The 26,996-nt window shown below is 44.6% G+C and carries 18 protein-coding genes and 1 pseudogene; 4 read left to right on the top strand and 15 right to left on the bottom strand.

Annotated features, from left to right (window positions below; all coding sequences use genetic code 11):
- Positions 1-37: 37 nt before the first annotated feature.
- The 10 genes from J2736_RS03715 to leuC all read right to left on the bottom strand — a co-directional run bounded on the left by J2736_RS03715 (position 38) and on the right by leuC (position 16,185).
- Positions 38-1,885 carry an ABC transporter ATP-binding protein gene (locus J2736_RS03715; RefSeq protein WP_310223651.1) on the bottom strand — a complete coding sequence of 616 codons (1,848 nt, stop codon included), beginning with the start codon at positions 1,883-1,885 and terminating at the stop codon, positions 38-40.
- Positions 1,882-3,732: an ABC transporter ATP-binding protein gene (locus tag J2736_RS03710; RefSeq protein ID WP_310223649.1), complete on the bottom strand. Its 1,851-nt coding sequence runs from the start codon at positions 3,730-3,732 to the stop codon at positions 1,882-1,884. Before J2736_RS03710 ends, J2736_RS03715 begins: the two co-directional genes overlap by 4 nt.
- Before the next feature lie 263 nt (positions 3,733-3,995).
- Entirely contained in the window at positions 3,996-7,700 is a 3,705-nt protein-coding gene (locus J2736_RS03705) for a dynamin family protein (protein ID WP_310223647.1), read from the bottom strand.
- Between the two features lie 86 nt (positions 7,701-7,786).
- Positions 7,787-8,062 (bottom strand): hypothetical protein, encoded by a 276-nt coding sequence (locus J2736_RS03700; RefSeq protein WP_028554377.1) that lies wholly within the window; start codon positions 8,060-8,062, stop codon positions 7,787-7,789.
- 25 nt (positions 8,063-8,087) lie between these two features.
- The gene (nth, locus tag J2736_RS03695) at positions 8,088-8,759 is read right to left on the bottom strand and encodes an endonuclease III (protein WP_310223645.1); all 672 of its coding nucleotides are present in this window, start codon (positions 8,757-8,759) and stop codon (positions 8,088-8,090) included.
- A 194-nt stretch (positions 8,760-8,953) separates the two neighbouring features.
- Positions 8,954-11,674, bottom strand: coding sequence for an S-layer homology domain-containing protein (locus tag J2736_RS03690; protein WP_310223643.1), 2,721 nt, complete (start codon positions 11,672-11,674; stop codon positions 8,954-8,956).
- 29 nt (positions 11,675-11,703) lie between these two features.
- On the bottom strand, positions 11,704-12,288 hold the full coding sequence (locus J2736_RS03685) for a GerMN domain-containing protein (protein WP_310223641.1): 585 nt from the start codon (positions 12,286-12,288) through the stop codon (positions 11,704-11,706).
- Between the two features lie 68 nt (positions 12,289-12,356).
- Positions 12,357-13,829, bottom strand: coding sequence for an N-acetylmuramoyl-L-alanine amidase family protein (locus J2736_RS03680; RefSeq protein ID WP_310223639.1), 1,473 nt, complete (start codon positions 13,827-13,829; stop codon positions 12,357-12,359).
- 259 nt (positions 13,830-14,088) lie between these two features.
- Positions 14,089-14,694 carry a 3-isopropylmalate dehydratase small subunit gene (leuD, locus tag J2736_RS03675; RefSeq protein ID WP_310223636.1) on the bottom strand — a complete coding sequence of 202 codons (606 nt, stop codon included), beginning with the start codon at positions 14,692-14,694 and terminating at the stop codon, positions 14,089-14,091.
- Between the two features lie 69 nt (positions 14,695-14,763).
- Positions 14,764-16,185, bottom strand: a complete 1,422-nt coding sequence (gene leuC, locus J2736_RS03670) for a 3-isopropylmalate dehydratase large subunit (RefSeq protein WP_310223634.1) — start codon at positions 16,183-16,185, stop codon at positions 14,764-14,766.
- A gap of 235 nt (positions 16,186-16,420) precedes the next feature.
- On the opposite strand from leuC, the gene J2736_RS03665 reads away from it, so the two are divergent.
- The 4 genes from J2736_RS03665 (at position 16,421) to J2736_RS03650 (ending at position 20,893) form a co-directional block, all read left to right on the top strand.
- Entirely contained in the window at positions 16,421-17,440 is a 1,020-nt protein-coding gene (locus J2736_RS03665) for an ABC transporter substrate-binding protein (RefSeq protein ID WP_310223632.1), read from the top strand.
- Positions 17,441-17,451: 11 nt separating this feature from the next.
- Complete coding sequence (gene fhuB / locus J2736_RS03660; RefSeq protein ID WP_310223630.1) at positions 17,452-19,497, top strand: Fe(3+)-hydroxamate ABC transporter permease FhuB; 2,046 nt, start codon at positions 17,452-17,454, stop codon at positions 19,495-19,497.
- 158 nt (positions 19,498-19,655) lie between these two features.
- On the top strand, positions 19,656-20,549 hold the full coding sequence (locus J2736_RS03655) for a LysR family transcriptional regulator (protein ID WP_310223628.1): 894 nt from the start codon (positions 19,656-19,658) through the stop codon (positions 20,547-20,549).
- A 32-nt stretch (positions 20,550-20,581) separates the two neighbouring features.
- Complete coding sequence (locus J2736_RS03650; RefSeq protein ID WP_310223627.1) at positions 20,582-20,893, top strand: DUF5658 family protein; 312 nt, start codon at positions 20,582-20,584, stop codon at positions 20,891-20,893.
- On the opposite strand, the gene J2736_RS03645 is transcribed toward J2736_RS03650, so the two are convergent.
- The 5 genes and pseudogenes from J2736_RS03645 to J2736_RS03625 form a co-directional block, all read right to left on the bottom strand.
- Positions 20,875-22,134 (bottom strand): methyl-accepting chemotaxis protein, encoded by a 1,260-nt coding sequence (locus J2736_RS03645; RefSeq protein WP_310223625.1) that lies wholly within the window; start codon positions 22,132-22,134, stop codon positions 20,875-20,877. The genes J2736_RS03650 and J2736_RS03645 overlap by 19 nt on opposite strands.
- Positions 22,135-22,167: 33 nt before the next feature.
- Positions 22,168-22,947, bottom strand: a complete 780-nt coding sequence (locus tag J2736_RS03640) for a prepilin peptidase (RefSeq protein ID WP_310223622.1) — start codon at positions 22,945-22,947, stop codon at positions 22,168-22,170.
- Between the two features lie 1,191 nt (positions 22,948-24,138).
- Positions 24,139-24,489, bottom strand: a pseudogene (locus tag J2736_RS03635) (response regulator); the annotation flags it as partial.
- A gap of 35 nt (positions 24,490-24,524) precedes the next feature.
- Positions 24,525-26,426 carry a hypothetical protein gene (locus J2736_RS03630; RefSeq protein ID WP_310223620.1) on the bottom strand — a complete coding sequence of 634 codons (1,902 nt, stop codon included), beginning with the start codon at positions 26,424-26,426 and terminating at the stop codon, positions 24,525-24,527.
- 26 nt (positions 26,427-26,452) lie between these two features.
- A complete protein-coding gene (locus J2736_RS03625) occupies positions 26,453-26,992 on the bottom strand; it encodes a PulJ/GspJ family protein (protein ID WP_310223619.1) in 540 nt (179 codons plus the stop codon).
- Between the last annotated feature and the right edge of the window lie 4 nt (positions 26,993-26,996).

Raw genomic sequence — 26,996 nt, 5'->3', positions numbered from 1 at the left:
CACATTCAAGTGGCTAAGCAGCTCCTTTTCTTCATGCCTACACAGCATCCTGCAAAAATTTATATTGCGCTTGGATCAAACCATAATAGATCTTCTGTTCCTTCATAAGCTCGTCATGATTACCAATTTCCATCATGCGCCCGTGATCCAATACGACGATTTTGTCCGCATTACGAATCGTAGAAAGACGATGCGCTACGATAAAGGACGTACGACCCGCTAGAAGCGTCTTAAGTGCCTCTTGGATTTTGAGCTCTGTATCCGTATCAATACTAGCTGTCGCTTCATCCAGAATAAGTACTCGTGGATTAGCAAGTAATGCACGTGCAAAGGAAATCAACTGACGCTGCCCCATCGATAAGATGTTCCCGCGTTCTTGCACTTCCGTATCGTACCCATTGGGCAGCCCTACAATAAAGTCATGCGCATGGACAGCCTTCGCTACCTTCTCGATTTCATCGTCCGTTGCATCTAAGCGACCGAATCGAATGTTATCACGGATCGACCCCGAGAAAATAAACGTATCTTGCAGTACGACACCGATTTGAGAGCGAAGACTTTGTATTGTGACGTTACGAATGTTGTACCCATCGACTTCAATTACCCCTTCGTTAGGGTCATAGAAGCGACAAAGTAAGTTCATAATCGTACTTTTGCCTGATCCGGTATGTCCTACCAAAGCGATAGATTGTCCGGCAATTACATCCAAGTTAATTCGGTTCAATGCTGGACGCCCTGGCTCATATTCGAATACAAGATCTTTGAAATTCACATTTCCTTGAACAGTAGGTAAATCTTTGGCACCCTCGATTTCTGCAACCGTTGGTTTCTCATCCATGAATTCAAAGATCCGCTCCGCCGAAGCCATCGCAATCAACAACTGCGAATACATTTGCCCCAAACGTGTAATCGGCTCCCAAAAATAACCGATGTAAGTCGCAAACGCAACGAGTAAACCAACGCTGATTTCTCCCGTTTGAATCAAATGAGCGCCTAACCAAAACAAGATAAAATAACCAATCGCACCTGTTATTTCAATCAGAGGTCCAAAGGATTGATTCAGCATGGATGCACGGTTCCAAGACAATCGATTGATCATATTCATTTTGGAGAAGAACTGAATGTTCTCTTTCTCCTGCGTGTAGGCCTGTGTAACTTTAATCCCTTGAATACACTCATTCAAATGGGCATTCAATCGGGATTGCTTCATTGTAACGTCTTGCCAAGAGCGGCGGATTTTGGTCCGCAGCTTCGTCGAGATGATAAACATAATTGGAACCGTTACAATGATCGATGCACCTAATTTAAAATTAAATGAGAGTAAAATAATGATGATACCTACAAGTTGTACAACGTCGATCAATAAGTTGACGACACCGTTCGTAAATAGATCCTGCAAGGAGTTCACATAGTTCGTAACACGAACAAGGACAGATCCCGCTGGTCGTGTATCGAAGAATCGGAATGAGAGCTTCTGAATATGACTGAAAAGGTCATGGCGAAGATCGTAGATAACACGTTGCCCGATCATGTTCGTATACTTAATGCGGAACGTATTGGCTAACCATTGAATGAGATAAACGCTTAACATGATGCCAACAATGAGAAAGAGCAGACTCTTATCTTTTGGGATAATTGCATTATCAATTGCTTTACTGATCAGCAGTGGTACTGTCAATTTCGTAATCGCACCTAATAGCATCATAGTAATAATAATAGGCAGCATTTGTTTACGATAAGGCTTCATATAGCCGAACAAGCGTTTTAATTGGCCCCAGTCAAAAGGCTTTTCGATCAGTTCATCATCTTGATAGACGAAGCGATTGCCTGTTTGTGAATCTGGATTCGGCGCAGCCGCCTCAGCTTGTTTCGATGGAGTACTCAATTTGCCAACCTTCTTTCTGGCTTGGAGGAATGGGTTATTGGATTGCCTTCGGAAACTTCTGAGTCTGCAGAAGTCCCTTCTTCTCGTGTAACCGCTGCTTGGTTCTGAGCAGTTTGGTTTTGCGGACCATCCGCATATTGAATATCATACGTTTGACGGTACAAACCATCTTGCTGCAGTAATTCTTGATGCTTACCTCGTTGAATGACGCGACCTTTATCTAGGACAATGATTTCATCCGCGTGTTTCAATGAAGAAATCCGGTGGGCAATGATGAACGTTGTTCGACCTGCCATAACTTCACCAAAACCAGCTTGAATCTCATGCTCTGTTTCCATGTCGACAGCACTTGTGGCGTCGTCTAGCACGAGAATTTTCGGATCTTTGATCAAAGCTCTAGCAATCGCAATACGCTGTTTTTGTCCCCCGGAAAGTCCAAGTCCACGTTCACCTACTAAGGTATCGTAGCCTTCAGGAAGTTCCGAAATGAAATCATGTGCTTTCGCGAGCTTCGCAGCCCGAATAATATCATCCATAGTCACATCTTTACGACCGTAAGCGATATTATTGCGAATTGTAGAAGAAAATAGGAACGTTTCTTGAAAAACTGTTGAAATTTGGCTGCGGTAGCTTTCAATCTGTAAGGAACGAATATCCTTTCCATCCAGCATAACCTTGCCTTCTTTGACGTTATAAGCTCTCATGAGGAGCGATATTACCGTTGTTTTACCGGAACCAGTGCTTCCCAGAAGACCAATAACGGAACCTGGAGGCGCATCTAATGAAAAATCATACAACGCTGGTTGTTTCTCCGGATAGGCGAACGTTACGTGATCAAAACGTACATGACCATCTACCTTGGTCAAGGCTGCAGCGGTATCGCTATCTTTGACATGCATATAGTGATGCAGAACCTCAAGGATTTTCTCACCCGAAGCCTTCGTTTGCGTAAAGTTATTGATGTGAAAACCAAGTCCCCACATCGGCCCGATTATGTACCAAATAAGACTAAAACATGCTACCAAATCCCCAAGTGAAATCGACCCATCAATAACCATGTAACCGCCAGCGCCAAGTAGTATAACGACACTCAAGTTTGCTAGAATCTCCATGATCGGGAAGTACTTCGCCCAAATCCCTGACGATCCAATATTCATGGACTTGTAATCTTCATTGCGTTCTGCGAACTTGGTTATTTCATGCGGTTCGCGAGCAAAAGATTTGACGGTCCGAACACCTGTAATATTTTCTTGAACAGCAGTCGTCATCGTGCTCAGAGACTGACGCACCATCCGGAAAGCCGGGTGAATTTTACCTTCGAAGCGAACAGCAGTAAATGCTAGAAATGGCATCGTAATCATTGTAAGTAAAGCTAACTTCCAACTGATAGAGAACATCATCGCCATACCAAAAACAAGCATTAACAAAACGTTCAGAATCTGTGCGAAACCAAAGCCAATAAACTGGCGAATCGCTTCTAGATCGGCTGTCAATCTTGACATCAGATCTCCTGTCCTCGCTTGATCATAGTACTGAAATGATAAATACTGCAGCTTGTTGTACAGCGCATTCCGTAAGTGGTATGCAACACGGTTTCCTAAGCGACCCCCGCACAAACCATGTAGAAACTGGAACATCCCTTTCATAGAAACGACAACAACAACAAATAGTGCCAATCGTGGAACTAGGTCAAATTGCTTCTTGGTGATAACTTCGTCAATCAAATACCGAAGTAAATTGGGGTACACCAAGCCGAGCGCGGTAGCGATTGCAAGACATGCAATAGCTCCAAAAAACAGTTTTTTCTCTGGCCAAAAATATGGCTTCAGTTGCCTGAATACATCCACTTTGGGCCCTCCTTAAAAGGATAGATTTGAAACGCTTATAATGTGTGAACACTTTATGAATCTTAACACCATCACTATATGTGAGCAATTCGAGGATAATCGGATTTAATCGCTTAAATAGGCATAAATTCACAAAAACGTGTAGAAATCCCCCCTATTCTTTTAAATCATCGGGATAACCGCCAATGAAAGCCTTTACATGAACAATCCAAAAAAAGGGGCAACTAAGTTCCGAAGAACCTAGTCACCCTATTGTTTAATAACTAAACAAACGCCTTCAACTGATGCTGTTTCGATATGAGTTCATCTAAATCAATCTTCATTTGAAGTGCATCGCGAAGCCCTTCCGCGTGTTCTTTAACCTGTTGCTCCATGATTAATTTCTGTGAAATTAACCACTTTTCTAATTGAATGCCGTAAGCTTGCTCGAGCTCATTGGTTTGCCCTTCAATAAACGAAACAACCGGCGCATTGATCCGATTCTCTAGTTCCGCTTTCAGCTTGCTTTTACCGTCACCCTCAAAAAATTGCTTCGCATTCTTGAAATAACTCTGCAGCAGCTTCAAACTCACTTCCGATGCTTCAAGCTTCGTAGTCACCTCAGGCGTCACAAACGTGCTGGACTCGTAGGCAGCCTTCTCAAAGCCTTCTAGCAGTAAGCCCAGCTCCTCACCCCAACGATTCATTCGCTTCGTACTGATGAGATTCATGCGATTCTCCACACGAAGCGTAGTGGCTAGAACTTCTTGGGATAAATCGTGGCCAATCATGCGCAACAGTTCATTCCATGCGAATTGCAGTGCGGCTTTAGGGTCTTTGGCCTCATCACGGAAAGTTGATGGATTGAATGCAAAATTATAGAGCTCTCCAAAGCGATACATCGTACGTTGCTTGACGTAGTACATCAACTCTTGGATTTCCTTCTTCAGCTCTTTCAGCTCGGCATCATAGCGTGTGTCGTCTAATAGATCTAAGCCCTGCTGCTCCGACTCATCCAACATAATTAATTGCAGCCTGCGCTCTTCCTCACCTGATTGTGCTCGTTCCAGCCACTTCTGCATGGTGCTAATAGCTCGATGAAGCTCTAGATTAGCCGAATGAATAGCCACATCACTAAGCTCATTCAAGGTGAACTGAACAAACTGCTGCTCAAACGGTTGAATGCCCGATTGTACGACTAAGCTTTCGTTGCCATTGATTTTACCTTCTGCTGCCAAATAACTGGATATCGGATAAATCCGTGGATGACGAATACCGTGCTGCACTAAATTCGTTTCTACATGCTTCACGACCCCCGCCAGCTCCTCTGAGCTTGCCGCCAAATCAGACGCGTTGACGATGAAAAACATTTTATCCATTTCAAAACTATCTTTAACACGACCTAGCTGAAGCAGAAACTCGCGGTCTGCCTGGGAGAAAGCATGGTTATAATAAGTGACGAATAGGATGGCATCTGCATTTTTAATATAGTTAAAAGCGACACCTGTATGTCGGGCATTAATAGAATCTGCCCCCGGCGTATCTACGAAAATGATACCTTGATCCGTCAGCGGATTGGAATAATATAATTCAATAAATTCTACAAAACAGGACTTGTGTTCTTCCGCTACGTAGCCTGAGAATTCATCTTTGGTGATCCGAAGTTCAGTACCCAATTGACCTGAGGCTGCTTCCCACCCTTTTTCAACAGCTTTCAGGAAAGAGAAATGCGGTTTTCCTTTGGCTGTTACATCGGCAGGTGAAAGCTGGCCTATCCGTTTCAACGCGGACGACATATCGGTCGCTTCAACCCCTAGTATTTGAAGCGAGTAAAGCACATCCTCCAAGATGGCATCTGCCTTCTTCATCTTGACCTTGGCTGTACCATGCGGCCAGCCTTCCGTCGGCGGCATGATCTTGTTGATCGCCGCCGTTGTCGGGTTCGGCGATACTGGCAACACCCGTTCACCAATCAAAGCATTGGCGAACGAAGATTTACCCGCGCTGAACGCACCGAACAGCGCAATCGTGAACGTCCGCTGGCGCAGACGATCCGCTTTTTCGCGCATGGAGCGCGCGAGCGACCGCATCGACGGCAGCCCGTCGATGAGAGCGGAGGCCGCCTGCAAGTCGGCGGCCTTGCGCTCCATGCGCTTACCGTGTTCACCCGAGGTGAACACGGATGACGCCGGCTCGGCTGCCACTGCGGGGCCAGCCGAGTCCGTGCCGGCAGCTGCCGAAGCTATCGCGGCAGCTTGCAGGATCGTGCCCATGGAGGTCACGTGCAGGTTAGCCCCGCTCAGCGGGGCTGCTGCCGGCTCCTCCATGGCCGTGTAGAGCTGCGCATCCGGCAGCGCCGGCGCAGAAGGTCTTTCCCAGCTGGCCATGCGCAGCAGCTGGGTCTCTGCCGCCGCCTCGGCTTCCTCGAGGCGGGCGAGCTCGCGGCAGGCGCTCAGCCGGCCGCTCAGGGCTTCAAGCTCAGCCGCTAGCGCAGCGGCGGCTGGTTTGCTGCCATCGCGGACCGCAGCCGCGATGATGTCAATCACCGCAAACGCCAGTTTGCGGTACTGCAGCTTTAACTCGCCAGCGAGCTGCTTCATGTAGTTCAATGTATACTCGCCATTGAACGTTGCACCTGTATTCACTTGGGACGCAATCAAAGCACCAGATACTTCAACCTTCAACGCTTCAATCTGCGCAATTAACGCAGCATCATGTTGACCTTGATCACTTGCTGCCTTCTTCAAGGCATCTCGCAAGTGCCAGTCAAGTTGGGCTTCCACTTGCTCAGCCAATTCTCCCTGAAACGCCGTCAGTCGTTTCTCTTGCTCTGCTGCGGTCTTTGCTGCGCCACCGAAGAATCCAACCTTAAACCCAGGCTTACGGCTCTCCAAATAAGCGTTGGCATAATCTCGCGTTAACGCAGGTGTTATATTGGCATTCTCTATAATGGCACCAACATCTTTCCGGAGTTCAAGTATTAACGTTTCCGGCAAACTTTTTAATGTGTTAAGTTGTTCCTGCTTAGCTGCAGCCAATTGTTGAACATCTTCCGCATCGCCATCTTCCTTGATCGATTCCAGCAATTCCGCCTTCTGAGGTTCGTGTTGCTCCGCCAACCATTTACTATGCTCGGCTGCCAAATACCGCGCAGAAGCATCAATACTATAGCTGCGCAAAGAATCACCACGCTCAATAAGACGGCTTAGCAACCATTGCAGCTTAGCGTACTCATTATGTGGATGCGCAGGTTCCTTCATCGTAACGAACAACAAATCATCAGGTTCAATGCCCCAGTTCAAGAAAGCTTGCTTTGTACCCGTTTGATATTGTGCAAAGGGAAGCTCCCACTCCTTGTGCTTATCAATCATATTTACAACCAGATAGAGCGGTTTTCCCCACTCCTTCATTTTTTTCGTAAAAGCTAAATTCACCTCTGATTGCACATGGTTATAGTCCATGACATAGAACACCACATCAGCTAAGTGTAGGGCAGATTCCGTCGATTGATGATGTGCATCATCCGTAGAGTCAATCCCTGGTGTGTCCAACAGCGCAGTGTCTTCACCTAGAAAAGGAATTGGATACGTGATCTCTACCGTTTCAATATCGGTACCATTTACACAGTAAGCCTCAAGCTCGCTGAGCGGAATGGTTGTCGTCTCTCCTAAGGGATTGACCTTTCCTTCAAGACTGCGATGCGTCACATGCGCACCAGGCTGCCCATTTCGAATACTCACGATATTCGCACTCGTAGGAATCGGGCTCGACGGTAACAAAGCATGGGCACAAAGTTGGTTAATGAGCGTGGATTTCCCTGCAGAGAAATGTCCGCAGAACGCAATATTCATCCGTCCACTATCCAATTTGTCCAGCAATTGCCCCATTTTTGCCGCGTTATCTTCATCTCCTGCATGCCCAAGCACCTGTTGCATCTTCTTAAGCGCATCCGGCATGACCGTGATGCTTCTAGCTACCAATTGCGACATTCGTTCATTCCGCTCCTCTATGATTGATTCTTACCTATCCCTCGCAGCTATACAGAAAAAAAATCTCCCAAAGGGAGATTCTGGACTTACGTGAGGGCGATTTTTTCTTTTTCCGGTAGGAAAATTTCAAAAACGTCACGATGCTGAAGAATCGTAATATCCGAATCCTTCACTTTCATCACAACAACCTCGGATTTTGTTTTCATTTTGTCTATGTAATTCTGAGGAACCTCACCGGATTCACTGACAGTTACACCTTCAATGACTTTTTCCTCATTATCGGCTAGCGGCGTGTTGATCACTTGCTCATAAATATCGGAGAACAATTCGAAGCTATTGGTATATACGGCGATGCATTTCATTTCAATCCCATCCTTTGTCAGCATTTCATTTGTTTGTAATAGTTTTCCTTGTTGACGGTGGTTTCATACGCTTCTTCCCCTCGCGGCAATTGTCCAATAAGGGACAAATCGGGCAATTGGGGTTCTGTGCCTTGCAGTGATATCGACCAAAAAATATCAATCGATGATGTGTTTGCGTCCATTCGTCGCGTGGTACTTTCTTCATTAGCTTCTTTTCAACTTCAAGTACGGAATCATCCCAGCCAACAAGTCCTAATCGCTTAGAGACTCGTTCGACATGCGTGTCAACCGCAATTGCCGGAACTCCGAATGCGTTCGATACGACGACATTTGCCGTCTTACGCCCAACGCCAGGCAATTCAACCAATTGCTCGTGCTTCTCAGGAATTTCACCACCGAACTTGTCCAGTAGCAACTGACACAGCTTATGAATATGACTAGCCTTGTTGCGAAATAAACCAATTCGCCGAATATCTTGCTCCAATTCCTCTAAAGGAACAGCCAAGTAATCTTCAGGTCGTTTGTACTTCTCAAACAAGTCTTTGGTAACCTTATTCACGGTTTCATCCGTACACTGCGCTGATAGCAACACGGCAATCGTTAATTCAAATGGATTACTGTGATTCAACTCACAATGCGCATCCGGATATAGTTCACCGATGGTGTCCAGAATATGTCTTACTGTCTTCTGTGTCATAGCTGATCTTCCTTAGGGTCGTAATATTCTTCAGTTTAGCGAATTGTCAGGGCATAATCAATCCTTGAAAGCGTCAAAATGCGAACATTTTCTAAAAAATAAACATTTTTTTTGAAAATAAGAAAAAAACCGCCTGTTTGAGAAGAATGGCTTCTCCTATACAGACGGTTTTCCTTAAACAATTGTTCAACGATCTACTTTTCTATCTCAACAATTTTATTGTCAAGGATATAAAGCGTCAGCTGATCTCCAGCAACGAAGGAAGATGGCAACACAATGGAGGAACTAGTGTGCAGGTAAGCTCTCGGGAACAGGTTGTAGGCAGTTTGCTCGCCACCAGAAGCTTTGACATTCACTTGGTTCAATGTAGGGCTATACTGATCAAATTCACGTTTAGAAGCGATAGCAACTTGAATCATGAGTTTGTCATTGACGTCCTTCATCAATTGAACACGATCCCCTACTTTAATCGAGGAGAAGCTCCAATCCATGCCGCCATTGAGTTTTACACTGTAACTACTGCCAGCGTTAACTACTTGACTTTTACCTGTAAAATCTTGAATGGTTAAACTCGAACTTGCAGCGTTCACCGCTGTTACTTTACCTCGAACTGGTGTTACTAACTCGGCTTTCGTGATCGCAAGGCCTTTGAAAGAGAATTTCACATAATCATCGATCGCAAGGTCAGCAAATGCAGCATTCGTGCCATCTGCTTTCACAAGCGGGACCCCATCTAAAGGAATTGTAACAGTCGTATTGGAGTCATTCAAGAACGTAGCTTGTTTTAGGTTCGTATTCGTTAAAAGGGTTTTGAAAACCTTGGTGTCACTAGTGACGATTTTCGTTACTGTCGATTGATCAAAACTTAGAAGCAGACTAATTTTATCTCCGACTTTCAAATCAGAAAGCGTACTGTTTGGCTTGTTTGCAAGTTCAACAGTTGGTGTAAAATTTAGTTTAAACGTTATACTTTGTCCACTATCTGTTTTCACTGTTATATCATTCGTTTGTAAATTCAATTGTGTCAGTGCACCATCAAGCTGCAAGGACATTTGAATTTGTTTAACCGAATCATTGGAAACAAGAAGATCTACATATTTGCCAGCTGAGAAAAGGCTATTGAAATTAGTGAATGGAAGTTTAGTTCCATTGTACCAAATCGCAACACTATCATTCAAAAGAAAGGCATGTGGTTTTCCTGCATTATCAGTGACAGTTAAAATTTTGGATGAGGCATTGTAATCAATAATTTTAGCAAAATATAAATTCTCAATTGACCGATTAATAACTGTAATCGTTGTAACCTTATTATTCAACACATCTAACTTCAATTGATCCCCTGCAGCCAAATCATAAACACTCGCATTAGCTAAGCCATTAATAACAACACGCGTGTTACTACTTAACTCATAGGCATCCACTGTTTTACCAGACGTTTTATTAATCAAAATCGTAGATTGGTCGTCTGTAAATTGTTTAAACGTTCCTTCCACACTGGTTCCAACATCCGCTTGCTTTTTAACAATAAGCTTCACAATTTCACTATTCTTGACGGTGTATTCAACTGTGTCTCCAACGTGGATGGCATCCAAATTGATGAGCGTATTATCTGCCATCGTAGCAATCAAATTACTCGAAAATCCGTAGGTCTCTGTCTCTCCAGAGGCAGACTCAATCAACGTAAGCTGCATCGCATCTTTATTCAACGTTTGGATATCACCAACCGCCGTTTTACTCACTGGAATTTGTTTAACAACGATAGAAGTATATTTGTCGCTGTCTACAAGTTGACTTTTACGAATTTGGATCGTGCTTCCGGCTACAATTTCACCTAAACTAAGTCCGCGACCATTCATATCCGTTACGGCAACATCGGACGCTAAGTCGTAACTTTCATAATCGTCCAGCGTCGCTTTCATCGTTGTCAGATTAAGCTTTAGTAATTGTCCTTCGTGGATGTCCATATGCAGCTCATCACTTAGGATTTCTACATAATAAGCTGTACCGTTCACTTGAACTATGGATACTTCATACGTTTCTTGCAATTCTTTGGATGAAATAGCCACATCATTTTTATTTCCGAAAAATACGGTATTAGGTGAAATCTTGTATGTACTCGTGTTTCCGTCTTTATCCATTAGACCAATACTGCCGCTTGTTAGGCTCGTCATATAGCCTTTTTTAGCGCGTTCTGGTAATGTCGTCAAATTCTTTTGTGAACGACTTAGGAATGCCGCCATTTGAGCACGTGTTACCGCGCCTTTCGGTTGGAATGAGCCATCTTCGAACCCATCTACAACTTTTAAAGACACAGCTGCATTGACGAATCCTAGCGCACTGTTGCTGATCTGTTGGTTATCTGTAAACGAAGTTGCTTTCGTAGATAAGCTTTCTGCTAAGGAAGCTTTCCCAATAGCACGAATGACGACTTCAGCCACCCATTCCCTCGTTGCTTTTTGTTGTCCCCAATTACCGACCGGCTTGGTACCTTGCGTTCTTACTTTTTCTTGCTCTGTTGAAATCAAACCTTTTTGTAAGGCTAGCGCTACGTAGTTACGAGCATATTTATCAACTAACATGTAATCCGGGAATACCGTATCCGTCGCCAGATTGTCGGCATCAGCCTGTAAGCCCATCATACGTGTAGCCATAATTAATACATCTTGTTGTGAAACCGAAGTTTCTGGCGAGTAAATACCCTCTGCGACTCCCTCGATAACGCCTTCCAAAGCTAGCTTGGAAATGTGTCGAATCCCCCAGTAATCACTGCTCACATCATTAAAAGATAGTCGTACATTCGAGTTCGATGTTGTTGAAGTTGTTGTATTCACGGGTGCTGCAAGGACTGGCGTGCCTGCTAGACTTGTGATGATCATGGAGCTTACGATAGCACTCGCCAATTTCTTATTTTTCATGTTCGATGTAACTCCTCTACAATTCCTATTTAGTTAGGTCGTTTGATCGGGTAAGGAAGCTCTAGATGTCCCATTAGACTATCAACTTGCTTACCGTCTTTAAGTACATACAAGGTCTTCACTTCAGGAAATTGGAACACTGTTTTCTTTAATGCTTGTACAAATAATTCCTCACCAGGCGCACCCATTTGCGTCTTGGGTCCGAATGCCATATCCAACTTCAATTCACCTTTGGCAGCATCGAACTTGACACTTGTGAATTTCATATCATCAAATAAGGAAGGTGCTTTGGGGTCATCATTCTTCTGAAGTGCTTTCAATGCAGCCTCATAAGTGTCAGCATCCTTCTCCACGCTGATTGTTACTACTTTCTCAACGAGCTTCATTTCATCTTGATCACTGTAATAAGCCTTAACTTGCAACTGCTTAAGAGGCGCAGGTGTCGGCTTAGGCGTGGCTGTTGGCGTAGAAATAGTTGCAATCGGTGTAGCCGTAGCTTGCGGTTCCGACGTAGCAGCTCCTGTTAATTGTGTTTTCTGGCCACAGGCCGTGATAGACAACGTGATGGCACTTACAAGGAGCGCTCCTTGAACTAGGCGACTTGTTTTGTTCATCTTATTCACTCCTTAGCTTTATGCCTAGACATGCTAGCCTAGTTTTTGCTGCTTCGAATTCTTACTGCTTACTTAAGGTTCAAGTACTCCTTAATAGCAGCAACCAGCGAAGCAGCTAATTTGTCCTGGAATGCCTCTTTGTACATCGCGGATTCATCATTTTTATTGGACAAGTAACCAACTTCAAGCAATACTGCTGGCATGTTGGTTTTCGTGATCACACGGAAATCTGCTTGGCGAACTTTGCGATCTGCAAATCCAGTAGCCGGAACAGCATACTTATGAATAACATTGGCGAAATCTAAGCTTTCGGGCCTGTTATAGTAGGTTTCGGTTCCTGACACGGTTGCTTTGGCGCTATTTCCATGAATCGATAAAAATAGGTCCGCTGAAATATTGTTGGCAACAGAAACACGATCATCTAATGGAATAAAGGTATCATCTGAACGGGTCATCAGAACGTTAATTCGCTTATCTTTTATTAACAGTGCATTTACTTTATTCGCTGTTGCAAGTGTAAAATCCTTCTCATGCCTACCTGTAATGGAAAGCGCACCTGGATCGTTATCCCCATGCCCAGCATCAATAATCACAGTTAGCTTCTTCTCACCAATCGTTGCCTTCCACTGATTCGGCAGTTTGGTAGCTATCTTTTGGTAACCAGCTGGACCGTTCAAATCCAGAATAATCCTTACAGTAGCCGGATTATCATTAAAGTTAGAGAATCGCACTTTGGATACAAGTGGCTGCTTGGATGGCAGTTCTCCTGCATTTTTAACGAGCAGCTTCTGAAGTGACTCATCTAATGTCGTGTTCGGGAAATCAAACACCATGCGTGAAGGATTCGATAGATTTAACACATTCGGAGTTAGGGTTCCATCCTTCGCAGTAACCGTTAATTCTGTTTCTGTTAGTGAAATAGACGTGATTACGTGAACCGATGGATCTGGTATCGGCGTTCCGTTGCCGTTTCCATTGCCGTTGCCAGTTCCAGTCCCAGCTCCAGTTGTTGGCTTCGTTCCAGGCGGCTTTGTTTCAGGATTTCCGTTATTGCCATTCGGGTCTTTCACATCTATAGGTCCGGTTACGGGTTTTGAATCGGAATCATCCTTTTTGAACATATGGACAGACGATGTAGGGCCATCCCATTTGAACTCGATTCCAAACACCTCACCTATAAATCGCAGCGGTAGCATGGTAGAACCATTTTCAATCTTCGGACCTACTTCTAATGTCTCTTTCTTCCCATTAATAAGTGCGGTCAGATTGTTAATCACGAGTTGGATATTAACTTTGTCTTTCACAATGGTTACTTTACTGGTCGCTTCGTCCCAGCTCACTTGCGCACCAATTTGCTCGACAATAATTCTTACAGGAACAATTGTATTATCATTCACAATGCGGGGTTGAGCCCCCTGGACATCCAACAGCTTTTCATTCATAAATAGCTTTATTGGCTTAGGGGATTCAGCACCGAGGGCAGTAGTTGGCAGCAGCAACAGACAAGTGAGCAAAAACAAACATATTGCAGGAAATTTCATTATTCACCTCTATGTAATGTCGGAATGGGGGGGGATGTCACTACGAAGTTATTTAGCCAACTCTATCATTCTATCAACTTCCTTGTTATTATAGCAAAATTAACCTTTACCTGACAGCGCTACCTCCTTCCCTTCGACAATCTAGTAATCTATTAGACGTTAGTAACTGCCAAAAGTTGCAAGATTGCTCAAGAAAATATGCAAATTATAGCAAAAAAAAGGCGTATCCCCTCAAGGGGATACGCCTTTTACTCTAATCTTATTTATAAGCTAAACGCTTTTGGTGTACTTGCTCATACGCAGTAATTTTCGCTTCGTGTTGCAGCGTCAAACCGATGTCATCCAAGCCTTGAAGCAAGAATTGACGACGGTGCTCATCCAAATCGAAGTTGATTTGGAGTCCGTACTCATCTGTCAGTTTCTTGTTCTCAAGATCAACATTCAGCTTGTATCCTTCGTGCTTAGCCGTACGTTGGAACAGATCCTCAACTTGCTCTTCTGACAATTTGATTGGCAGAATGCTGTTTTTGAAACAGTTGTTGTAGAAAATGTCTGCGTAGGAAGGCGCGATGATTACGCGGAATCCGAAATCTTGGATTGCCCAAGGCGCGTGCTCACGGGAAGATCCGCAACCAAAATTCGCTCTGGAAATCAAAACGGAAGCTCCTTGATAACGATCTTGGTTTAACGGGAAGTTCTCGATGACGTTGCCTGCTTCGTCCCATCTCCACTCGAAGAATAGGAATTGTCCGAACCCAGAACGCTCAATACGTTTAAGAAATTGCTTAGGGATAATTGCATCTGTATCTACGTTTACACGATCAACAGGGCCTACTAGACCTGTATGTTGTTTGAAAGCTTCCATGTTCTCATTCTCCTTAAAGTTTTGCTATTGCAAAACTAGCATCTTAAGCATTGCTTGATTTAGCCGAAATTAAGCTTGTTGGTATTCTTTAATTTCCCAATCACGAACGTCATAGAAATGACCTTTGATTGCTGCAGCAACTGCCATAGCTGGGGAAACAAGGTGAGTACGTCCGCCGCGTCCTTGACGTCCTTCAAAGTTACGGTTGGACGTGGAAGCACAACGTTGTCCTGGTTGAAGCACGTCTGGGTTCATCGCCAAACACATACTGCAACCTGCATCGCGCCATTCGAATCCAGCGTCGGAGAAAATTTTGTCCAAACCTTCTTTTTCAGCTTGAATTTTAACACGACCCGAACCTGGAACTACGATTGCTGTAACGCTAGGATCTACCGTATAACCTTGTGCAATCTTAGCTGCTGCACGAAGATCCTCGATACGTCCATTTGTACAAGATCCGATGAAGACATAGTCTACTTTCAGCTCAGTCATCGGCGTGCCTGGTGTTAAATCCATATATTCAAGTGCTTTTTCAGCAGCTTTACGTTCATTTTCGGTTTCAAAGCTTTGCGGATCTGGAACGAGAGAAGTTACGCTTGTTCCCATACCAGGGCTCGTACCCCAGGTTACTTGCGGGATCAAAGTATCTGCGTCGAATTCCAATACCCAATCATACACAGCGCCTTCATCTGTAACAAGGTTGGACCATTCTGCTACCGCTGCGTCGAAATCAGCACCTTGAGGTACGTATTCACGACCACGCAAGTAGTTAAATGTTGTAGCGTCAGGAGCAATTAGTCCTGCACGAGCTCCACCTTCAATTGACATGTTACAAACGGTCATACGCTCTTCCATGGAAAGACCGCGGATTGCTTCGCCTGTGTACTCAATAACATAACCTGTTGCAAAATCCGTTCCGTACTTCGCGATAACACCAAGGATTAAATCCTTTGCTGTAACGCCTGGCTTCAAACTGCCCGTGATGCGAACTTCAAGAGATTTCGCTCTGGATTGTTGCAATGTTTGTGTCGCCATTACGTGCTCAACTTCACTTGTTCCGATACCGAAAGCAAGTGCGCCGAAAGCACCGTGTGTAGATGTATGGCTGTCTCCACATACGATGGTTTTACCTGGGTGTGTAAGACCAAGCTCAGGACCCATAACGTGGACAACACCTTGATCAAGACTGTCTAAGTCAAAAAGTGTAACGCCGAAATCGCGGCAGTTTTGTGATAGTGTATCGATTTGTTGTTTCGAAATTGGATCTGTGATATTGAAACGATCTTTCGTTGGTACGTTGTGATCCATCGTTGCGAACGTTAAGTCTGGACGACGAACTTGACGACCTGACATACGAAGTCCTTCAAAAGCTTGCGGTGAAGTTACTTCATGTACTAGATGCAAATCAATATAAATAACACTAGGCTTGCCATCTTCCTGGTTAATAACGTGATTATCCCAAATTTTCTCGAACATTGTCTTTTTACTCATATCCAGTCACCTCTTGTCATTATCCGCATTAGTTTGCTAATGTCTTACCCTCATATAGTAATGTAGCACGGATTATCTCATAGTTCCAAGATATAATAACTATAAGCTTGATAGATTGTTCCTATATAGCAAAATAAGGTTGACAATACGAATGATAATGATTATCATTCTCCTAGTGGACTCGAGTTGGCCATCGATTCTAGAAAGAAAAAAGAATATCTAGGGGGAAATTTTTGTGAAATCCATATTTAAACCACTTACTTTTTCAGTCGCACTTCTATCGTTAATCGTAACTGCTGCATGCGGAAATTCTACGACAACAACATCGCCTGCACCAAGTGCAGCTGCCGCTGCAAGTGTGGCGCCAACAGCAACACCTGCTGCAGATAAGACAATTACACACGCACTCGGAACAACAACAATTAAAGGTACACCAAAACGCATCGTAACATTAGAATGGGCATACACAGAAGATGTGTTGGCACTTGGCCTTCAACCTGTAGGTCAAGCTGATAATAAAGGCTACTTAGGAGCGGTAAATGTGAAGCCTGCCTTAGATGCTTCCGTTGTTGACGTAGGGACTCGTCAAGAGCCTAACCTAGAAACAATCACGGGTCTGAAGCCAGATCTTATCATTACAAGCACATTGCGTTCGAGCAAAAACTACGAAGCTCTTTCCAAGATCGCTCCAACTATCGCATTTGAATCCTACCCAGCTGAAGGAAAAGGCGATCAATATTCCGATATGATCACTACATTCAAAACCATTTCAGATATCGTAGGTAAGAAAGCTGAAGGAGACAAGGTACTTGCTGACCTTGACAAAGCATATGCAGATACGAAAGCAAAATTAGTTGCTGCGAAAAAAGATGGCGCTGAGTTCGCTTTAACACAAGCGTTCAGCAACCAAAACAATGCGGTTCTACGCATGTTCACTGACAACTCCATGGTTGTTCAAATTTTGCAGCGTATCGGTTTAAAAAATACTTTTAAATCCACGAAATTTGAGCTTTATGGCTTCTCTACTGCTTCCGTAGAAGCTTTACCTGCTGTTCAAAATGCAAACTTCTTCTACATCGTTCAAGATGCAGATAACGTATTTGAGAAACAATTGAAAGACAATGCCGTATGGAAAGGCCTTTCATTTGTGAAAGACAACAAAACATTTAAGCTTCCAGGTAACACTTGGACTTTCGGTGGACCATTATCTGCCAAAGTATTTGCTGAGCTAGCTGCTGCATCCCTTACAAAATGATCCAATCTGCGATGAAATCGAAAACTAACCCTTTCGCTAATATCGCGTGGAAATCACTTCTTGTATTTGGAGGTGGGGGAATCGCCCTCTGCCTCTTGCTTTTTCTCAACTTAACACAAGGAGAAGCGAACATTACCGTTCATACGGTTATACAAGCTTTGATCGCTCCACAAGATACCCCCGACCATTTAATGGTGCGGGGGCTTCGCATGCCGCGCGCTGTGATGGGGATGCTCGCAGGAGCAGCACTCGCAGTTGCAGGTGCTTTACTGCAAACCGTCACACGTAATCCTCTCGCTTCGGCTTCAACATTAGGTTTGAATGCGGGCGCTTATTTCATTATTGTTTTAGCTGCCGTTTTTTTCCCAGCCCTGAAGTCGGATCACGCTTTAATTTTGGCCTTAGTTGGGGCTTGTGGTGCAGCCGTTATGGCCTATTACATGTCAGGCGGCCGCAAAAGCTCGCCTCTGCGCATGGCACTTGCGGGCATGATCGTAACACTCGTACTCTCAGCTTTCACTAGCGGACTCCAGATCATGTTTGAGGATGCCACGAATGGCTTATTCATGTGGGGTTCAGGTGCATTAGGTCAAAACGATTGGCAAGGTGTCCAATATGCACTCCCTTGGATTTGCATTGGTCTCGTCGTTGCCTTTCTGTTCCATCAAAAGCTAGATATGCTTGCGTTAAGCGAAGAAACCGCTATTTCATTAGGTGAAAATATTAACCTAGTTCGATTGGTTGCGCTAGCCACAGCAATTCTACTCGCAGGTGTAACCGTGAGTGTTGTTGGCCCCATCGGCTTTATAGGGCTTATCGCGCCTCATCTTGTTCGATTAATTGGCTTACAACGACATCGACTGTTGATTCCAGGGAGTGCGATCTGGGGTGCAGCCGTTTTACTTGGCGCGGATACAATTGCCAAAATGTTCCGCAGTACACTAGGCGAACTTCCTGCAGGTTCCGTAACCGCTCTAATAGGTGCACCTTGGTTAATTTGGCTGACAATTCGAGGATCTCGCATGAAAGCTTCCGCTGAGAGCAGCTCGATGAGCGTCGGTTATGTAGGAACCAAAATTCCATATCCGATCCTAGTTGTGGTATCTGCAATTGCCCTTGTCGTCTTGGTTCTCTTCGGCCTAACAGCTGGAGCTTTACATATCCCCCTATCTAACGTTATCGCTGTAATGACTGGGCAAGGTGAAGAAATGGCGCGCAATGTCATTCTCAACTTGCGTCTGCCGCGCATTCTGGTTGCTGCGCTCGCTGGCGCCTCCTTGGCTGTTGCTGGCTCCATGATGCAAGGGGCTGTTCGCAATCCACTTGCAGACCCCTCCGTCGTTGGTGTTACATCTGGTGCCGGTATGGGCGCTCTGCTTGTGTTGACGATTTGGCCAACAGGGTCCGCTACTTGGGTGCCAATTGGTGCTATAATCGGTGCACTCCTTTCCGCGGGAAGCGTCTATGCCCTCGCATGGAAAAAGGGACTAAATCCCGTCGTGCTGATTCTAGTCGGTATTGCGATTTCTGCAATAGGTTCGGCTGTTATTCAATTTCTCGTGATCCAATCTAAGCTTGGTGCCGCTCCCGCACTTACATGGTTAGCGGGCAGTACCTATTCTAGAGGTTGGAAAGAAGTCATCCAACTGCTGATTACAACGATCATTCTACTGCCAAGCGCTTGGTTACTTGGTCGACGTGTAGATTTATTAGCATTCGGTGACCACGTGTCTATAGGACTAGGTCTGAGGCTGCAGAAGACAAGGTTGGTGTCTGCTGCAATCGGTGTGTTCGTTGCTGCGATTGCCGTAGCCGCGGTTGGAACCGTAAGCTTCGTTGGCTTACTCGCGCCACACGCTGTTCGGCTCTTCATGGGGCAGCATCATCAGAAGTCGGTTGTACTTTCAGCCATCTTAGGAGCTATTCTACTTACATTAGCTGATATTATAGGCAAAACCATTCTCATTCCCAAAGAGATTCCTTCGGGGATCGTAGTCGCAATCATTGGTGCTCCATATTTGTTGTACTTAATGTATCGAAGTACCGTTCGCAGATAACCATCGATTCGCGAAAAATAACCATAAAGGGCAGCGAAACTGGAAGAAACCAGTTCTTGCTGTCCTTTATGGTTATTTATTCCTATATTCAGCTTGTTTCGGCCCAAAAAGCTTGATATGATTACCTTCAGGCCATGAAAAAGGAGACACTTCTTCGGATGGAATTACGTCAATTACAATATGCTATTCAGATCGCGATCGAACGCAATTTCTCACGCGCAGCTGAGAAGCTTCATATCGCTCAGCCCTCTTTAAGCCAGCAATTATCCAAGCTGGAGAAGGAACTTGGCGTGCTTTTGTTCCAACGCAGTACGAATTCTGTTGAGTTAACCCATGCAGGCTCCCTCTTCGTCGAGAAGTCACAAAAAATTCTCGACATGATCGAAGGACTCAAAAAGGAAATGGAAGATATTTCACAAATGAAGAAAGGTCGTCTTGTCATTGGCAGTATGCCAATCACAGGATCAACCATTTTACCCTTCGTAGTTCCTGTGTTTCAAGCCGCATATCCGGATATTGAAATCTCGCTTGTTGAAGAAACTTCATCCAACCTCGAGACGTTGACAGTGAATGGTCAAACCGATATTTCTCTTCTTTCCTTGCCTTTACGTGAAGAATCTCTTGTGTATGAGACCTTGTTAGAAGAAGAAATTATTCTAGCTGTTCCGCCGCTGCATCCATTAGCAGCAAGTAAAGAGCCGATACGTATTTCTCATCTTGAGAAGGAAGCCTTCATCGCATTAAAAAAAGGGCAAGGTTTTCGCAAGCTGACGCTTGATCTATGTCAGGAAGCTGGCTTTACACCGAATATTGTTTTTGAATCGAGCAATATGGAAACTGTGCAATCGCTTGTTGCGGCTGGCATGGGGATCGCGTTCGTCCCTTACTTGATATCAAAAAGAAGTTTACATGAGCTTTCTCCAGTTAACGTTTCATTAGAAGGTAGACCTACCCGCAAGCTCGTAATTGCTTATCGCAAAGGTCGCTATATCTCAAAAGCCGCGGAAGCGTTTATTTCCACAATGAAAGAGGTTATGCAAACGATTCGTTAGCATAACCTCTTAAACCAAAAGGAGTGGTTCCTTTGAGTCGAACTTTAATTATCTTCTTATGTATTGCTAGTCTATTGGATGCTGGTCTTACGGATATAGGACTTCGAATGAACTTAATTGGTGAAGCTAATCCGATTATGGCCTTCCTATATGAGCATAGCTATGTGGCCTTCTATGGCATTAAAATTATTCTCCCCCTCTCCCTTTTCTTTTTAGCGGCTAAAGCAGGTAAACGACTGCTCATCCAAAACTTGTTTCGCTTCTCAACCATCGTGTATTTGGGTATTCTCCTCTTGCATGCTTTCTGGATCTCAACTTCGTTCTCTCAAAGCTTGAATATCTGAATCGTGCGCTGTAATTGTGTTACCATTCGAAGCATTTGTTCCGACTGAATAACGACAGCCTTAACGGATCGCGTTTGTTGAACCATAGACGTAGATACTTGCTCAGTTCCAGCCGCCGATTGCTGTGTAATGGCTGAAATATTTTCCATAGTGCCCGTGATGAATTGGGCTGCATTTAGCATCTTCTGGCTTTCACCCGTAAACTCACCCATACGCTTCGTAATAAATTGTATACTTTCAACCATTTCAGCAAATATTTTTTCCGTTGCTTCAATAGATTCTGTCTGCCTGCGGGCGATTTCCTCATTAATTTGAATATTCTTCTGAGCCATTCGGATGCTATTCTCAATGTTGTGTACCATATGAAATACGCTTTTGGCGGACTTTGACGACTCTTCAGCTAATTTGCGCACTTCTTGCGCTACCACAGAGAACCCTCTTCCATGTTCACCAGCACGCGCTGCTTCAATTGAGGCATTCAATGACAACAAATTGGTCTGTTCAGCAATCTCTGAAATCGTACGTGTGATAGATGAAATACCAGCGGCTTCCTTCACCAGATCATCAATCGTACCCGATACATTGCTTGTCGCAAGAACAATGTGAGAGACACTTTCCGATTGGCTTTCCACGGCTCGCATCCCTTTTTTCACAAGCTCTAACGTTTGTCCACAACGATTATTCATTTCATGCGTGGAATCCACATAATCCGTAATTTTGGTCTCGATTTCCTTCACGACGGAAAAGCTTTTAAACACCCCGGTCGATATTTCATTTGCTCCTTCAGCAAGTGAAGTCACAGAACCTGTGGCTTCCACAATCATCGTGTTAATACCTTCATTTTTGTGGTAAATATCACGGCTTGAGTCAGCGACATGCTTAGAAATGGAGGCAGTTTCATTCAGAAGCTCCTTCAATTTCACAATCATTGCATTGAACGATCTTCCCATGTCTCCTAAAGCATCCTTAGAAGAAGCATCCACCGTTTGCGTAAAGTCTCCTTTTGCAATATTCATGGCGACACGCGTTACATTATCGATAGGCTCGGTTAACGCTTTTTCCAAGAAACGCACATAAGGAAAGCTGAAGACCATGAGAATCAAGGATGAAGAAAGGGCAAAAATGACAGATACATCTGCTGTTAACATTAGAATTAGAATAATAATTGTGTAAAAAACAACAACAGTATAGTAACCGAGCTGAAGCTTAGCACGAAACGATTGCATTAGAAACCAGTTCATAGGAATTCGACCTCTCTTTTACGAAATGTAGGTTTACTGCCACAGGATGAGGTCCATGTACCACGTCATCAATGGGTCTCCGAAGCAAAAGCAGATGAAACCAGCGACAGCGATGAAAGGACCATAGGGAATGGGTGAACGCCGATCCAATTTGCCTGAGGCGATGAGAACCACACCGATAACGCTGCCAAGCAGCGCCGACAGAAAAATGCATAACAGCACAAGCTTGATTCCCATTACAAGTCCAACTAAAGCCATCAATCGAATATCCCCAAAACCCATAGCTGGCTTCCCCATCCAAGTCGCAACAAGGGATACGATGATCAAAGCGCCTCCCCCAATTACAAATCCCAGAGCATAATGCCAAATCGGCAAGGGGTGTACGAATAAGCGTAATCCCGTAAATAATAGCATAGCTGGATAAATGATTTTGTTAGGCAGCAGCATGTAGGCCAAATCACTCACCGTAAGAATGAGAAGCACAGAGACAAGCGGGTAAGCAATCCATAGTTCTTCCATGCTGACCAATGCTGGAAGCGAAGCAAATAAGACACCACCTGCCAACTCACCTACGATATACACAGGGGATATGGATGACCCACAGGTATGACATTTCCCTCTGCGGATGAACCATCCCAAAATTGGGATTAAGTCTATCGCGTTAAGCTGGCGTCCACAACTTCCACAACTGGATCGCGGAGCAATAACAGAGATACCTTTCGGTACTCGCAGCCCCACGACATTAAAGAAAGAACCAAATAATGCACCCACTATGAACAATAGAATTGTGTAACTCCATGCTTCCCACCCCATCGCCCTAACCCCCTCTAGATGTCTAACCTAGCTATTCCCTACTTAAAAATCTGCTTTCTTCGCATATTCACGATTGTTCACGGGTGCTGTTCCCAATTGAACCTGCAGCCAGGCTGCCAATTGATTAAAGCTCTCAATGGTAACCGTAATGGATTGCTTTTGCCCACTTGAAGTTGTCATATCGATCTCGATTTTATTCTCTGCTTCTGTACATACGACCAAGTATTGCGACATTTCGCCGTTCAAATCCTCGCTCCAATTACACATAACACTGCTTGTGAAGTTCTTCATTGGTCCATTCCCCCTGAATAAATTAATGATCTTTCCGCCGTTCACAGCTTTAAAGCCAACTCTATTCGTATCCGTCGGTTCTGGAGACTTGTATGTGGTGATGACAGGAGCCTCATCTTTCACTTGAGTAACTTCATTGACTAGATCATCCATTTCATGGACCGGCACAATATTCGCAAGCGATTCCATCTCCATTGTGAGTTCATTGAGATCTTCTAAGCTAAGTTCAATTGAACTCGCTTCCAGATCTACTACGATTTCTTCCGTAGCTTGCTCCACTACGACAAGCGACTCTGCCTCATTAACTTCTTCGGACTGATCGGCAATCGGCTCTTCAATTTGGTCATGTTGCAATTCTTGCAATAGTTCTTGTTCCAATTGCCATTCTTGGTCCAAGTCTCCTTGCATCGCAGCAGCAAGTTTTTCCATTTCCGAGAGGCGATCTTCAGATTCGTTGGAAAGTAAAAGTTCCGTTACATCTTCCGTTTGCATGGAATCCGTGGATTCCAACACTATTTTAGACTCCTCCACTTCAGCAAAGGCCAGCAATACTTCTAGCGCATTAACGACCTGATTTGGCTTGGTAGCAACTTTCCGTTCCTCCACGACTGGACTCTTCATTTCAGGTTCCGGCATAGATTGTCGAAGTTCGATAACTTCTGGTACGTGTACTTGTTGCTCATCTTGCTTCGTATAAAGTAATACCTCAGGCTCTGAATAAGCTTGGTCAACTGCTTTCAGACCTTCAACTTGGGCGTTGGCACCTTCGGCAATCGTAGCCTGCAATTCCAATTCTTCTTTCTCAAATATCGTCTCTTCGGCATCCATTTCTGCGGGAACGGTTTCCATGCGTTGCATCTCTTGTGGCAGTAAATGACCTATTACACGCGGCACACCATATTTACGAACAATTTCGTTCACACGATTTGGTTTAAACGGTTTCATCACATAGCCGTTCGCTCCTGCTTTTAGCGCATCAGAGATGAGATCCTGCTGACTCATGGCCGAACAAATGAGAACGACAGCTGTCGGATTGAGCTTGCGAATTTCTTTCATCGCTTCAATTCCGTCCATCTCAGGCATCGTAATATCCATGAGAACGATATCCGGCTGCAGCTCCTCGTACTTCTGCACGGCCTGTCTACCATTCTCTGCTTCGCCAACCACCTCATGACCGTATTGCTTCAAAATATCAGTCAACATTTTCCGCATGAATTTCGTATCGTCAACGACTAGGATTTGGAATGACATTGAAGGTACCTCCTTCCAGAATGGTTAATCTGTCCTTACTTGATGTATTTGACGTTCTTCACAAACACGTTAAAATTGTCAGTCGTTGGGATGCCATCTGGAGGTGCGTCATAGAGATTATCATCGTAGAAAATCTGGAGCCGGGATGGTTTCGAATTGCCCAATTGAATTTCTGGCACGTCTCTATTCCAATCTGTACTCCCTTGGTATCTCTTAATCGTACTCCCTCCGCCAGTGAGTAAGTCACCTTTCACAGCATTAAGTTCAACTCCCCCAGTACCACCGTGTATGCCACCGGTTAGCCACAACTTCGAGATGACTCCATACAAACGAATTCCTTGTTTGGTATAGAAGAAGGCGCGAACATTTTCATCACCTGCATTCGAACTGTTCCCAAGTACGATTTCACCAGAGGCAACTACGATTAGTGGTGTTTGCGATGAACCTGTTGATCCTTCCACTTCTTTGTTAATCGACGTCATTTGTTTCAGTTCAACATTACCCTCCACATATACAGTACCTTGCAGCCATACATTGCCAATGATCTTCAAATCACCCTTGATGTACATCGTGCCCTTCGGAAAACGGAAGCCGTTATTCAGCGTCACATTGCCATCAACGGCGACGAATTTACCAGCTGCTAGCGAAAGTTCTCCTCGCAAGTCAGCAGCGACTAAATTCGGATCAGGCGACTTCACATACACAGAACCATTGCTAAGAATGAGCTTCGAGGCATCATTCGCCATCGTGAGAACGCCATTATTCACGAACATATCCGCCTCGTTTGCAGCGGAGACAGCGTCCTTTACGTTCACCTCACCATCAACAGTCACCCACAAATCGTTGTAAAGCATACTCTTTGTCAGATCACCGAATAACGGCGGAAGCTCAATCAACTCTGGATCAGGCTCCGAATTACCACCTACAGACAAAGCAGTTAATTTGGCTTGTAATTCGGTTTGTGTTTTATTCGAAACATACCCCTGCACATCGACATCAACATCAGCGTCAAGGGTAGGATCTTCTAAAGGAAAATTCTGAGGAGCAAAATAGTCTGGCTTTACAATGTCACTCGCATCCGTTATTGGCAGGGTTTCAGTCACACCATCCGATTGTGTAAAATTGAATTTCCTTGGCGCAATCGTATCCGAATCACCACCCACCCGAATGAATCCGCGGATCGCGGGAAGTCCCGTTTGTATGCCATATTTACTCAGATTGGTTCCACTCGCAGTCCCCGTAAATAAAGCTTCATCTCGGATTTTCAGATGATTGGCCACATAAATATCACCGGTTATGGAAGGAGTTCCATTCAGCAAAAGATCACCGCCGGATGATACGGGATACCGAAATACCGGGTTAATCGTACTCACATACACCGTCATCACTTTGGTTACGACTGTAACTGGCTTCCCCTCCATGATGCCTCGCGAGGTAATGGTGAACTTGCGCACATAGGGTGCATCAGGAATCGCTAAAGGCTTTTTCGGCGATAACTCTGGATTCGTCGGCTCATCAAGCACAACATCAACTTGATAGCTTCCTTTCTTGGCTTTAACCACTTCTCCATTCTTATCGTTTGGATTATTGGGATCACCTACATGCTTATCAATAAATGGCAGCATCATTTCGACGAGTTGCTTTTCTACATGGCTAACACGACTCCGATAGTTCATCCCGCCATTGAATTCTCCTTGCGCAACCGCTCGCCGGATTTGTGCCAATGTGTCGTCCAAGCCTTTCTGTGCAATGGCCTCTGCTTGAACACTTGATTCTGTCGTCGCTGCTTGGATAGCTCCACCTCGCAGCACGCTCATGAGAATGAGCCCCATCATGGTCATTAACACAACGGCCAGCAAAGCGATAACTAGCGCAGAGCCTTGCTCAGGATGCATCCTCGGTTGGAGGTCGTTGTTGTCTTCATTCACAGCGTTCAATGTATGCCTCCTCCAATCCGTTCCATTTAATCATTGCGAAATAGTGGGATTTGCGAATCAATGACCAGTTTCGGATTATCTGCGTCCTTATACTGATTGCTATTCACTCTGGCATATTCGAGCGTCACTTGAACACGGTCATGATTCTGACTCGCTTCACTTAAGCTGCCCTCACGAATCGTAAATTTGTTTCCCAGTTGGAAAACACGTTTAACCGCATTCGTGCCAGCGTCCCTAATTTCAATTTTCCCTCCGCCTTTTGGATCCGGTATAACTTCCATTTCAAAAAGATCAATATACATTTTGGGATCATTGTTCTTCTTCGCATACCGAATGATCTTCTTATCCGTTCCCTCATCCTGAACGTAGATCGCTTCCTTCAGCTCCGATATAATCTGACTGTACAACCCGTCTCCTTGATTACGCATCTGGGTTTCCATCGTGACTCGTTTATACATCGACACGCCCATTAGCATAAAAGAGTACAGGATGGAGGCTACCATGCCGAAGATCAGCAAAGCAGCCAGAATCTCAATCAAGGTCATCCCTTTCTCATTGCGCTGCATGTGG

It is taken from the genome of Paenibacillus qinlingensis (assembly GCF_031455095.1).
GTDB lineage: Bacteria > Bacillota > Bacilli > Paenibacillales > NBRC-103111 > Paenibacillus_E > Paenibacillus_E qinlingensis_A.
Note: the sequence above shows the minus strand (reverse complement) of the source record. Positions and strands in the feature narration are given on the sequence as shown.